This window comes from Acinetobacter sp. NIPH 2100 (genome assembly GCF_000369805.1).
Classification (GTDB): domain Bacteria; phylum Pseudomonadota; class Gammaproteobacteria; order Pseudomonadales; family Moraxellaceae; genus Acinetobacter.
The window spans coordinates 2,356,075-2,369,525 of record NZ_KB850224.1 but is presented as its reverse complement, the minus strand read 5'-3'; the positions used below and the strand labels follow the sequence as shown (position 1 = coordinate 2,369,525).

The 13,451-nt window shown below is 42.2% G+C and carries 12 protein-coding genes; all 12 read left to right on the top strand.

Annotated features, from left to right (window positions below):
- Positions 1-21: 21 nt before the first annotated feature.
- The 12 genes from adeR (at position 22) to F887_RS06940 (ending at position 13,441) form a co-directional block, all read left to right on the top strand.
- Positions 22-753 (top strand): efflux system response regulator transcription factor AdeR, encoded by a 732-nt coding sequence (gene adeR / locus F887_RS06885; RefSeq protein ID WP_004662643.1) that lies wholly within the window; start codon positions 22-24, stop codon positions 751-753.
- Positions 754-795: 42 nt separating this feature from the next.
- Positions 796-1,875, top strand: coding sequence for a two-component sensor histidine kinase AdeS (adeS, locus tag F887_RS06890; protein WP_005295074.1), 1,080 nt, complete (start codon positions 796-798; stop codon positions 1,873-1,875).
- Between the two features lie 221 nt (positions 1,876-2,096).
- A complete protein-coding gene (locus tag F887_RS06895; RefSeq protein ID WP_005295071.1) occupies positions 2,097-3,452 on the top strand; it encodes an LLM class flavin-dependent oxidoreductase in 1,356 nt (451 codons plus the stop codon).
- Between the two features lie 89 nt (positions 3,453-3,541).
- Entirely contained in the window at positions 3,542-4,591 is a 1,050-nt protein-coding gene (locus F887_RS06900; RefSeq protein ID WP_005295069.1) for an NADP(H)-dependent aldo-keto reductase, read from the top strand.
- A 438-nt stretch (positions 4,592-5,029) separates the two neighbouring features.
- Entirely contained in the window at positions 5,030-6,553 is a 1,524-nt protein-coding gene (locus tag F887_RS06905; RefSeq protein WP_050560060.1) for a porin family protein, read from the top strand.
- A 24-nt stretch (positions 6,554-6,577) separates the two neighbouring features.
- Positions 6,578-7,645 (top strand): ABC transporter substrate-binding protein, encoded by a 1,068-nt coding sequence (locus F887_RS06910; protein WP_005295064.1) that lies wholly within the window; start codon positions 6,578-6,580, stop codon positions 7,643-7,645.
- A gap of 77 nt (positions 7,646-7,722) precedes the next feature.
- Positions 7,723-8,976 (top strand): MFS transporter, encoded by a 1,254-nt coding sequence (locus F887_RS06915; protein ID WP_005295061.1) that lies wholly within the window; start codon positions 7,723-7,725, stop codon positions 8,974-8,976.
- Between the two features lies 1 nt (position 8,977).
- The gene (locus F887_RS06920) at positions 8,978-9,817 is read left to right on the top strand and encodes an ABC transporter permease (RefSeq protein WP_005295059.1); all 840 of its coding nucleotides are present in this window, start codon (positions 8,978-8,980) and stop codon (positions 9,815-9,817) included.
- Positions 9,818-9,828: 11 nt separating this feature from the next.
- Positions 9,829-10,617 (top strand): ABC transporter permease, encoded by a 789-nt coding sequence (locus F887_RS06925; RefSeq protein ID WP_005295057.1) that lies wholly within the window; start codon positions 9,829-9,831, stop codon positions 10,615-10,617.
- Positions 10,618-10,629: 12 nt separating this feature from the next.
- Positions 10,630-11,715, top strand: coding sequence for an ABC transporter substrate-binding protein (locus F887_RS06930; protein WP_005295053.1), 1,086 nt, complete (start codon positions 10,630-10,632; stop codon positions 11,713-11,715).
- Positions 11,712-12,542 (top strand): ABC transporter ATP-binding protein, encoded by an 831-nt coding sequence (locus F887_RS06935; RefSeq protein ID WP_005295050.1) that lies wholly within the window; start codon positions 11,712-11,714, stop codon positions 12,540-12,542. The genes F887_RS06930 and F887_RS06935 overlap by 4 nt, the downstream gene beginning before the upstream one ends.
- A 41-nt stretch (positions 12,543-12,583) precedes the next feature.
- The gene (locus F887_RS06940; protein WP_005295047.1) at positions 12,584-13,441 is read left to right on the top strand and encodes an ABC transporter permease; all 858 of its coding nucleotides are present in this window, start codon (positions 12,584-12,586) and stop codon (positions 13,439-13,441) included.
- Positions 13,442-13,451 lie beyond the last annotated feature (10 nt).

Sequence of the window (13,451 nt, the reverse complement as noted above, 5' to 3'; positions counted from 1 at the left end):
GTTTTATTGATTTAGATCGTTATGTTTGAGCATTCCTTTTCTTTCGATTGTCACGACAAACTTATTCTTGTGGTAGAGGATGAGTATGATATTGGCGATATTATTGAGCACTATCTCAAGCGTGAAGGGATGCGTGTCATTCGGGCAATGAATGGCAAACAGGCGATTGAAATCCATGCCGCACAAACAATCGATCTCATTGTGTTGGATATAAAATTGCCTGAACTGAATGGCTGGGACGTACTCAGCAAAATTCGTCAAAAGGCGCAAACCCCCGTCATTATGCTTACGGCATTGGATCAGGAAATTGATAAGGTCATGGCATTAAGAATTGGTGCGGATGATTTTGTAGTCAAGCCCTTTAATCCGAATGAGGTTGTGGCTCGCGTTCAAGCAGTGCTGCGACGAACACAGCAGAGTCAGCAGGTGCTTAATAGAAATCTAAGTTATAAAAATATTGAAATTAATACCGATATTCATAGTGTTTATATTCATCAGCAGCATAAAAAAGTGATGCTAAATTTAACCTTAACTGAATATAAAATCTTACTGCAAATGATTGATCATCCTCATAAAGTATTTACTCGTAGTGAATTGCTAAATCACTGCTTACCCGATAGTGACGCTTTGGAGCGTACTGTAGATAGTCATGTCAGTAAATTAAGAAAAAAATTAGAGGAGCATGGATTACAGCAGATGTTGATCAATGTTCGAGGTGTCGGTTACCGACTAGATCACCCACAAGAAATATAGTGTAGTCAAAAGATCAGCAGGTAAGTTATTTGGAAAAATGTTATGAAAAGTCGCTCAGGAATCAGTAAACAGCTCTTTATTGCCTTAAGTATTGTCAACTTAAGCGTGACACTTTTTTCAGTTTTTCTAGGCTATTTCATTTATAACTATGCCATTGATGCGGGATGGATTACGTTAAGTTCTTTACAAGAAGATTGGACGGAATTCCATTTTGTTGATTGGATTTGGCTTGCTACAGTGGTGTTTTGTGGTTCAGTGATTTCATTGATTATTGGTATGCATCTCGCACAACGCTTTATCGTACCGATTAATTATTTGGCCGAAGCTGCAAAGAAAATTAGCCACGGTGATCTTTCCGCACGGGCAGATGACAGCAAGATTCACTCTACTGAAATTGCTGAACTGATGAATAATTTCAATGATATGGCAAAAAAACTAGAAAGCTCGGTTGAAAATGCGCAGGTCTGGAATGCTGCAATTGCACATGAGTTGAGAACACCCATCACTATTTTACAGGGGCGTTTACAAGGGGTGCTTGATGGTGTTTTTAAACCCGATGAGGCTTTATTTAAAAGCTTATTAAGTCAGGTAGAAGGTTTGTCACATTTGGTTGAAGACCTGCGGACACTGAGTTTAGTGGAAAATCAGCAACTCAGATTAAATTATGAAAAGATTGATTTTAAACTGCATGCAGAAAAAGTTTTAAAACTGTTCGAAGATCGCATGGCAAAAGCTCAAATTATCCCAGTACTGGATGTCAGGGCCGAATTTATACATTGTGATAGTCGGCGTATCGAGCAGATACTTATTGCCTTGATTGAAAATGCAATTCGCTATGCAAATGCAGGAACACTTAAAATTTCTACGCAGTGGGTGGCAGATGATTGGGTGCTGAAAATTGAGGATCAAGGTCCAGGGATTGCCCCCGAATATCAACAAGACTTATTTGATCCATTTTTTAGACTGGAACAGTCACGAAATAAAGAATTTGGTGGCACGGGTTTAGGTCTAGCCGTTGTCCATGCGATTGTGATTGCGCATAAAGGTTCAATTGAATATAGCAATCCGAATCATAATAGTGTGTTTAGCATCAAGTTACCAATAACGACATCCTCAGAATAAATCCAAAACTTGGATGACAGTAAATTTACTTCAATGAAGTTTTATCGACGAGCATTGTTGATTTTCCACCACCCCCTCAACAGAATCATGCTGTTGCTGAAGCATAGCTAAAACGATTTTTTTCTAATGTTTTGATATTTATAAATAAAAAATATGGCACCTAATTTGTATTCATCACAGTGAAAGATGAATTGTGTTGAACAACAAATTTGGAGCAGAACATGAGTAGAAAAATTCGATTGGGTGCATTTATTCCAGCAACTGGACAACATGTCGCTGCATGGCGACATCCAGAATCGCAACCGACAAAAGCTGTTGATTTTGATTTTATTAAAGAACAGGTACAGTTAGCTGAAAAAGGCTTATTTGATGCTTATTTCTTGGCTGATGGTTTGGCTGTGAATTTCGGTCAAGCTGAGAAAACAGGCTACAGCGATAAAGTGGCTGGCTTTGAGCCCGTCACACTATTTGCGGCTTTATCGACGGTGACCAAACATATCGGGTTTATTGCAACGGCGTCGACTACGTATGAAGAACCGTACTTATTGGCACGTAAATTTGCTTCACTCGATCACCTCAGTCATGGTCGAGCTGGATGGAATGTGGTGACTTCTGCTTCGGAAGCCGCTGCTGCAAACTTTGGCTATGAACAGCAAATTCCACATGCAGAGCGTTACGAGCGTGCACAGGAATATGTTGATCTGATTAAAAAACTTTGGGATAGCTGGGAAGATGATGCCTTTATTCATGATAAGGCATCCGGTGTCTTCTATAATCCCGAAAAAGTTCATAACCCGAATCATCAAGGCAAATACTATGCCGTAAAAGGTGCTTTGAATGTGCCGCGTACGCCTCAAGGTTACCCCGTCATTGTGCAGGCGGGACAGTCAGGGCCTGGGCGTGATTTGGCTGCGCGTTATGCAGAAGTCATTTTTACCGCCAATCAAAAACTGGAAGATGCGCAAGAGTTCTATCGTGATGTAAAAAGCCGTTTAGCAAAATATGGACGCTCAGCGGATGAACTTTTAATTTTACCGGGGGTTTCTGCATTTGTGGGGCGTACCGAAGAAGAAGCGCGCGCTAAATATCAACAGCTTACGGACTTGATTCATCCAGAAGCAGGGCTTGCTTTACTGAGTGGTTTAAGTGGCGGCTTTGATTTTTCAGGCTATGATCTGGATGGTCCATTCCCTGAGTTGGGTGAAGGGCAAGGCATGGTGAGTCGTCCTGCTCTAATTGCAGATATTGCCAAGAAAAACAATTTCAGTATCCGTCAGCTCTATGAATGGGTTGCTGGTGCACGTGGACATTGGCAACTGATTGGCACACCTGAACAGATTGTCGATCAATTACAACAATGGTTTGAAAATGAAGCAGCCGATGGCTTCAATATTTTGCCACCAAGCACGCCAGCAGGCTTAAATGATTTTGTTGAGTTGATTGTGCCAGAGTTACAGCGTCGTGGTTTATTTCGTACCGAATATGAAGGAACGACGTTGCGCGAAAACTTGGGACTGGCACGTCCAGAAAATCAATATGTCCTTGCTCGACAGGCTGAAAAAAACAAAGCCAGTTAAATTCATGTTAAAACTGAAGCATAAGTTAAAGAAACAAGGGCGACCATTAACAGTCGCTCTTGTGTCATCACAATTGAATTGAGTGAAAAATGCAATATAGAAAATTAGGTCAAACTGATATTGATGTAAGTGTGATTGCGCTAGGCACGATGACTTGGGGCGAACAGAATTCTGAATCCGAGGCACATGAGCAGTTGGATTATGCCGTGGAGCAAGGCGTAAATTTGATTGATACCGCTGAAATGTATCCAGTACCACCGAAACCAGAGACACAGGGCTTAACTGAAAAATATATCGGGACATGGTTAAAGCAGTCACAGAAACGAGACCAAGTCCTGATTGCCAGCAAAGTGGTAGGCCGTTCAGGAAAACTCACCCAAGCTTCGCATTTTCGTTCAGGTCAAACCAAGCTAGATCGCGCTAATATTGAAACTGCACTGCATGATAGCCTGCAACGTTTGCAGACGGACTATATTGATATTTATCAACTTCATTGGCCAGACCGAAGTACCAATCATTTCGGTGAATTGGGCTATAACCATGTTGAAGATGAAGATACCGTTCCAATTTTAGAAACGCTGACAGTTTTGTCTGATCTCATTCAGGCCGGCAAGATCCGACACATTGGTTTATCCAATGAAACCCCATGGGGCGTGAGTCAGTTTTTGAAGTATTCCGAAACATTGGGCTTAGCACGGGTTGTGTCTATCCAAAATCCCTATAATTTATTGAACCGTAGTTTTGAAATCGGCAATGCTGAAATTGCAATTCGAGAACAGGTGGGTTTGCTAGCATATTCACCCTTGGCATTTGGTGCATTGACGGGTAAATACTTAGATGGGGCACAGCCAGCAGGAGCACGTTTAACCTTATGGGAACGTTTTGCACGTTATAAAGGTCAAGCATCTGAAGATGCAATCCGTCGTTATGTTGCGTTGGCGCAGCAATATGATTTAGATCCTGCTCAGTTGGCTTTAGCCTATGTGAACAGTCGCCGTTTTGTGACCAGTAATATTATTGGGGCGACCAACTTACAGCAACTCAAAACCAATATTGAGAGTATTCACTTACAGTTAACCGATGAGGTCATTCAGGGGATTGAGCAAATTCATCAAGCACATCCTAATCCTGCGCCTTAAAACATAAAGCATATTGTTTAATTTAATCTCCTCTTTTATTTAGGACAGCTCGGTCATTCCAGCTGTCCTTTTTTATTTTCAGATAAGCATATCGCTGTACTATTCCTATATCTAAAAATAAGAAATAAAAACCTGAAAATATGCTGTTTTGGTATAAGCAGAGTGTTGGAAAATCAACATGGCTTCAACAGAAAAATAGAGATGATGATTTATAATTTATATAAAAAACAAATGCTTAATAATTGGCATGCTGCTTGCAAATATTTCGGTATATGAATCAAAGATTGATTTTATGCAGGCTGAGGAGCACAGGATGAAGATGTTGCGTTGTTGTATGGAAAGTTAATTTCTCTCTCATTTTTTAATTCATTTCGTTGGGATCTTTTTTCGGTGTGATTGCTTATTCAGTCACACATCGGATTTTTTTACTCAAATTTTATTGTTTTAGTTTTAGGGGCTTTATTGGTGAAAAAACATTATCTCTCTTTATCGATTGCTTTGAGCATTGCAACACTTTTGGGAAGCGGTACAGCTCAGGCAGCAGAAGATATTGATACTACATTAGCGCAATTACAGGCGCAATTGACGGCATTACAGCAACAGGTCAATGCGTTAAAGCAAAAAAAACAAGCTTCAACTGAGGTCGTTGAGACAGCGCAGCTTGCAGCCCAAGATGAAACATCAACTGATGCTCAGGAAGAAAATACTGAACATAGTTTTGCAACTCAAAGCGAATTGGCTGGTTTCCGGAGTGATTTAGAAAACTATAAGTATGATCAATCACGCCAATATGAGCGTACTTCGGTGAAATCAACTCGAGATACGACTTTGTATGGAACAGTACAAGTACGTGCACAAACACAAAGTCGGGATACCTCAGCTGGAAATCCTGCACCCGTTACACCACGTCGTAATACCTTTGATATCCCAACAGCGTTATTTGGTGTACGAGGAAATTTATATCGAGATTATAAAGAAGGCAAAAACTTAGATTACCAATTGTCTTTTAGCTACGGCAAACGTACGGGTACAGCGGGTAGTGCTAGTGATTTGAATTTGGCTGATGCATTTTTACGCTATAACTTTACTTCAACTAATGGTGGTCCCGAAGTCCCTCGTTTAAACGTGACGCTTGGACAACAACTGATTCCATTTGGCTTAGACCCGCAATCTCCAGAGGATTTACGGCCGACCATCAACGTTGCAACAGGACTGGCACAATTGGGTCTATTCAATCGTCAGACAGGTCTGATTGTGCGTGGCGATGTAAAACCATTTGTTGATTATTCATCAAACTACCGAGCGCCATTATTTGAATATGCTTTGGGTGTGGTTAACGGAAATGGGATCAATAAAGTCGATGACAATGACAAGAAAGATTATATCGGACGGGTCGCTTTCACTTTACCTGTTGATTATGCCAGTTGGTTCCGTGAGCTGAAATTTGGTGCTTCGTATCTCAAAGGTAGTAAGAACGTTATCGCAGGCAGTAATGTTCTCGATGGTAATGGTCGCAATGATCGTTTGGGTTTCGATATTTACTACAACCATGCACCGTTTGGCGTGACTTATGAATATGTCAAAGGACTCAGTGACTATGCAACGGCCACAGGCTCTACCTCAGAAGTAAAGTCTGAAGGGCATACCGCAACCCTGTTTTATACCTTTGGCGATCAATTTTATAACAGTGTGAAATCTGTAGCGAAGTTTGATGACTTCTGGCCGAAATCAATCCAGACCTTCTATCGCTATGACAGTTACAACCCAAATAAAGGTGCAGATGTCATCGGCATTGCTGGGCAAGGACTTGGCAAAGTCGATATTCATACTTTGGGCCTAAATTTCTTCTTTGCACAAACCACAAAATTCCAATTAGGGCTGAATCGCTGGAGCTATGACCACGAGACAGCTGCGCAAAAAGACTTCTCAGAAGTACAAGCGCAATTCCAATACACCTTTTAATTTTCCAATATGAGTAATGACACAATGAAATTTTTGACAAAACATTTATTTATTGGTGCAACGGCAGGTTTGCTGGTTGCAACCAGTTTCTCAGTTTTTGCTGAAAGCAATCCCACAGAAATTCGACTGGGGGTTCCCGGTGCAGGTGTAGGTGGAAAACCCAAAGTTGGGGGGAGTGCTTATGCAAGTGCGAACTTACGCGGCATTTTGGAAAAAGAGTTTGCCAAAGACGGCATCAAGGTGAAATGGAGCTTTTTCCCAGGTGCAGGTCCAGCATTAAATGAGGCATTAGCCAACAAAAAAGTTGATTTTGGTATCGGGCATGGTGATTTACCTTCGATTGTCGGACGTTCAACGGGTTTGAAATCCAAACTGTTATTTGTGACGGGACGTTTTGGACCTGTTTATTTTGCAGTGCCATCGGATTCAGGCGCGAAAAGTCTGGCGGATTTAAAAGGCAAAACCATTTCTGTATTTAAAGGCACCAACCAACAGCTGATTTTGGGACGTTTATTCCGTAAATACGGATTCACTGAAAAAGATTTCCGTGTAATTAGTCAGGACTTTTATTCAGCTCAAACCTCACTATCAACAGGTGATATTGATGGTCTGATTACCAGTCCGTGGACGTTGGAAGCACGGGGTGTGGCAAAGCGTATTTTAGAAGTGCGTAAAGATCCAAACCTGAATGGTCCATTGGTGGCATGGGTCAGCGAAGATTTTGAGAAGAAATATCCACAAATTGTACAGCGTGTGGTGACCACTTTTATCAAGGATAACGTGTGGAGCTCAGATGAAAAGAATCGTGATACGCAGTACAAGCTATGGGCTCAAAGCGGTGTGCCTTATCTTGACTATAAAAAAGACTGGGATGATTACTCGCTGAAAGATCGTAACTCACCATACTTTGATGATTATGCAGTCAACTCTTTAAAGAAATCAGTCCAGCAGTCGATTGATTACAAACTGATTCGCCGTCCAGTGGATGTGGATTCTTGGATTGAACCGAAGTATCTCAACACGGCGATTCAAGAACTGAAACTGGAAAACTTCTGGCCAAAATTTGATGTGAATGGCAACCGTAAAAAGTAATTGTGATCTGGGGTGGGCCAAGGGCCTGTATGCCTTTGGCAAGCCAGTTTATTTGTTCACCATTTTAGGAATGACCTATGCGTCAGGAATCGGTTGCTCAGGCTGAATTGGGTCAGTGGCACTTTGTATTGGGCTTTATCGGCTTGGCATTGTGTGCAGGCTTGGGCATTGGTATTGCGAAAATCGTGACCTCGTTATATGCGGTGCAGTTAGCTGCGAATGAGTTTGAAATGGGATTGATTGCCGCAGTGCAGAGTTTAGGTATTTTGCTGATCGGATTACCCATTGGTTTGTTAGTACAGCGACACGGGCCTAAGACAATGTTTGTATTAGGAAGTTTTCTCGCAGCAGTGGTCTATGTCACGGTGCCATTTTATCCATCGGTTTGGTATCTGATCTTATGTACTTTCTTTGTTGGGCTATGTATGCCAATGCGGTTCGTTTCGCTTAATACAGTGTATATGCAGCATTTAAAAAGTATAGGTGCTGCTAGGGCGGGATGGTTTAGAGGCACGCATATGATGGGCTTCTTTCTGGTTGGTCCGTTATTGGCCGTGAGTTTAGTAAGTGGGGCTGGATTCTCAGGCGCATTTTGGTGGATTGCGGTACTTTTTTTGCTACCGATAGTGTTTGCACCATTGGCCTTTGGATCAAATTCAACAGAGATCAGTCAAGCGCAACAGAACGAAGCCTTTAGCTTTGCCGTAATTGCCAAGCAATTGGTTTTATTAAAACAAGATCAGGCTTTACGACGTACCAGTTTGATTGAAATGGCGAGCAATGCCGTGATGGCGTACTACGGTTTTTTCATCATTGTTATTGCAATCAAAGACTTTGGCTTGAGTGAAACGATTGCTGCCAGTTTGGTGACACTACAGGGTGCGGTGTTTGTTGTGGCCTTATTTACGACAGGTACTTTACTCGCACGCTGGGGGATAAAACGCTTTTATCAAACGGGTTTTGCCTGTGTTGCAGTGGCATCTGTGGCCTTGGGTATTCCCAAAGTTCCAGCGCTGTTGTGGATGGGTGCTGTGATTTTGGGTTTGGGGCTTGCGATGTTGCATATTGTCAATTTCACCATGTTTGCCAATGTGGGTGAACGCTTGGGAATGGCAAAGGTTTCTGGATTAACAGCAATGGCAGGACCTGCGGGGGCTTTGCTGGGGAGCATGGTAGGAGGCTGGCTAGGTCACTACTGGGGCTTACAGTCGATGTTTCTTATTTCAGCAGTTTTATTTGGCGGGCTGATCGGTTTTGCCCAGCAACTTACACAAGTTTTTACAGCACAGCCCGTAGAGATTGAAATGTATTCAGAAATAGAGGGTCAATAAAATGAATAGCATCGAAACTCAATTAGAAAATGAACACACTTGGCAACGAATTAATTTAGCCCCTTATTTCAAGCAAATCGGCATATGGGCAGTTCGTATTTTATTGGCTTTGGTTTTACCTGCGATCGCTTTAGCGGTTTGGCATTATGCTTTTCAGAAGCAATGGTTACCTGAACAAATTTTGCCAAGTCCTGCCTTGGTTTGGCAAACCACCTTAGAACTGATCGATACGCATGAGTTACAGGATAATTTATGGATTAGCTTAAAACGGGTGGCTTGGAGTGTTCTGGTGGGCGGCAGCATCGGGTTGTTATTGGGTTTTCTCATCGGATTATCACGTATCGCACACAAGTTCATTTACCCAACTTTTAATCTGATTGCGCAATTTCCAGTGATTGGCTGGATTCCATTACTGATGATCTTTTTGGGTATTGATGAAAGCTTAAAAATTGCAGCGATTTCACTTGCGGTATTTGTACCTGTGTTGGTTGCGACTTATCGCAGTGTTTTGAATGTGCCTCCGCATTTATTAGAAGTTTCGCAGGTGTATCGCTTTAGTGCGTGGCAGCGATTTCGTCGTGTCATTTTGCCATCTGCTTTGCCCAATATAGTCAGTGGTTTACGTCAAGGGATTATGCAGGCGTGGCTATCACTGGTTTTTGTCGAACTATTAGCCAGTAGTGAAGGGATTGGTTACCTGATTGTGTGGGGACGGCAATTGATCCAACCCGACATTATTTTTATGGCTGTCATTGTGATAGGGATCGTGGGTTTTGTTCTAGATCATATTTTGGGCTGGGTTGAACGTTGGTTTAGCCATTGGCAACGCAGTGCATTTTAAGGGGATTGAATATGTCTATTACGTCTACATCCAAAACAAAATTTAATTTCAATTATTTAAACGTTTATGGTTTGGTCATCCCAATTGTTTTCATTGTGTTGTGGGCGATCGCATCCAAGTTGAATTGGATCAATCCTAAACTCATTCCAGCACCATTTGAGGTGGTGCAGATTGCAATTCATCAATTTCAGCAGCAAGAGTTTTGGACAGGTTTAGGCGCGAGCCTGTTCCGTGATCTGACTGGTTTTGTCATAGGTAGCATTCTGGCCGTTATTTTTGGCATTGTCGTTGGCGTTTCACGTTGGGCCAATTATTTATTTTTGCCTAGCTTTAATGTATTGCGACAGATTTCTTTGTTTGCATGGTTACCGTTAATCACCACCTTTTTGGATTATGGCAATAGCGCGAAAATTTTATTCATTGTGTTCTCAGTTTTTTATCCCGTGGCCTTACATACCATAGATGGGGTCAGACAAATTCCACTGCATCAATACGAAGTTGCCAAAGTCTATCAATTCAATGCTTGGCAGACCTTGAGCAAACTGATTTTACCTGCGGCAGCCAGCCAAATCTTTTTGGGCTTACAACTCGGTTTGATTTTCGCTTGGGTAGCGACCATCGGGGCAGAGTTTTTGTTGGCAAATTATGGTGTCGGGCTGGGCAATATCGTGATTCGTGGACGGGCCACTTTAGATGTTGGTCTGATTGTATTTGGTTTAATCGTGATTGGTTTTATCGGTGTGGCGTGGAATAGCTTAGCCAACTTAACTGAGCGTCGTATTTTGGTTTGGCGACGTTAGGAGAATAATAAAATGAAACAACAGAATTTTCGGCAGTTTTTCAAACGGCATTTTAAATCGCTTGGGCAGATTAGCGTATTGAGTTTAATGGCAATCAGTCTCATTGCATGTAGTAAACAATCAGATATTCCACCCAATCAGGTACATGAGCTTCGTTATCAATCTTTAACCAGTGTGGTTTCATTACCAGAACTGGCTGAAGACTTGGGTTATTTAGGTGACTTAAAGCTGAAATATGTTGGCAGTGTGCAAGGTGGCCCTCAGGACTTACAAGCACTCACGACGGGCGATGTGGATGTTGCAACGGCTTTTGATGGCGCAATCATCAAGCTTGCAGCAGCAGGGATTAAGATCAAGGCCGTGGTTGCCTCTTATGGCAGTGATGATAAAAGTTGGGTCGGTTATTACGTTCCGAATAATAGTCAGATTCATTCAGCACGTGATTTGATCGGCAAAAAAGTGGCTGTAAACACATTGGGTGCACATTACGAATTTGTCTTGAAAGACTATTTGGCACGTCAAGGTTTAAGCAATGACGAAATCAATCAAGTGGAATTTGTGGTATTGCCGCCCACCAACACAGAACAAGCCTTACGTGCAGGACAAGTGGATGCCGCAGCGTTGGTTTCTATTTTTCAAGATAAGGCCTTGGAACGTGGCGGTTTAAGAAAATTGGTCTCAGACACGGATCTGTATGGCAGTTTTACCGCGGGTAGTTATGTCTTTACTGAAAAATTCATCCAACAGCATCCGGAAGTGGTCAAGCAATATGTCACAGGTGTTGCCAAAGCCGTGGAATGGACCAAGCAAACGCCACGAGAACAAGTGCTAGTCCGTTTTAAAAGCATCATTGAAAAGAGAAAACGTAATGAAAGCGATGTGCTGATGCAGTACTGGCGCAGCTATGGGGTAGTCAGCCAAGGTGGGTTGTTAAATGCAGCACAATATCAACGCTGGATTGACCTATTTGAAAAACGTGGTGAGTTCAAACCCAATCAGGTTAAGGCAGATGCTTTATTTACCAATCAATTTAATCCCTACGTAAGTGAAAATAAAAATGTAGCTGACGAACAGCACAGTAAGGAGCAGAAGCAATGAGCACAAAATTAAAAATTGAAAATGTTTATAAGTCTTTTGCTGCCAAAAAAGTCAAAGGTGCAAAAGTTCAGGCCGAAGATTTTGTGGCAGTCGAAAATTTATCTTTAGATGTTAAGGCAGGTGAATTTGTTGCCATTGTTGGTCCCAGTGGCTGTGGAAAATCAACCTTGCTCGATCTTTTGGCTGGTTTAACGACACCAAGTTCAGGTCAAATCACCATTGATGGGCAGGCCATTAAGAAACCTGGTTTAGATCGCGGTATCGTCTTTCAGCAATACGCTTTATTTCCGTGGTTAACGGCTCTAGAAAATATTGAGTTTGGCTTGGATGCAAAAGGCGTTGATAAACAACAGCGTTATCAAACGGCAAAGTATTTCCTAAATTTAGTGGGGCTTGCGGAGTTTGAACATCATTATCCCAATGAACTTTCAGGTGGCATGAAGCAGCGGGTCGCAATTGCACGGAGTCTAGCTTATGACCCAGACATTCTATTGATGGATGAACCTTTTGCCGCACTCGATGCGCAGACCCGTGAAACCTTACAGGCTGAATTGGTCAAAATCTGGCAACAGACTCAGAAGACCATCATTTTTATCACGCATAGTATTGATGAAGCCATTTATTTGGGGCAGCGCATTGCCATCATGACCTCACGTCCTGGGCGAATCAAGCAGGTGATTGAAGTCCCTGTTGAGCTACGAAGCGATCAGAAGGATGTACGTTCCAGCCCAGAGTTCAGCCAACTGCGCCATCAGATCTGGAGCTTATTACGTGAAGAAGTATTAAAAGCCCAAGAGCAGGAAAAACAGAAGCAGTTGGTTGCTTAAGCACAATGTATTTTAAAGATTAACAAGAAGTAGAGGTGATTATGTCGAGTACAAAAGAGACATTAACGTTTCCAAAAACAATTCAGTCCAGTTCAATTTCTTCTCCGCCAAAGGTGAGTTCCTTTAGGTCCGATCTCAATCTAAGCTGGCTTTCCACAAGTTTTAAACGATCAGCCGCGATTTTACTCTTTTTAGCCATCTGGGAAATCGTACCGCGGATTGGTTTGGTCGATTCCGCTTTCTTGCCAGCATTTTCTACCGTTTTAGTGAGTGGTTGGGGCTTGATTCAAAATGGTCAATTATTAACACATTTGCAAGCCAGTTTGATTCGTTCACTCAGTGGCTTTATTTTTGCGATCATTATTGCCATTCCTTTAGGTTTGGCGATTGGTTGGTACACACGCTTTTCCGAATTTCTGAGTCCTTTATTAGAAGTGTTCCGCAACACGGCTGCATTAGCTTTATTGCCCGTGTTTATTCTTTTTCTTGGGATTGGTGAAAGTTCGAAAATTGCATTGGTCACTTATGCCTGCACTTGGCCCATCTTGCTGAATACCATCAGCGGTGTCCGTAATGTTGATCCATTGTTGATCAAGTCAGCAAGAACCATGGGACTGAGCTCTATTCAGTTGTTCCGGAAAGTGATTTTACCTGCGGCGATTCCAACGATTTTCGTGGGTGTACGCTTGGCGGGTTCATTCTCAGTGTTAATGTTGATTGCCGCAGAAATGGTTGGGGCGAAAGCCGGTTTGGGGTATCTGATTAATTATGCGCAATATAACTTTCAGATTCCCGAAATGTTCTTTGGCATCATTAGTATTACCACGATTGGTCTATTGTTTAATTACAGTCTGCTTGCGATCGAAAAGCGTTTGACCGCGTGGAAAATTGAAAGGTAGTTAGGAGCAC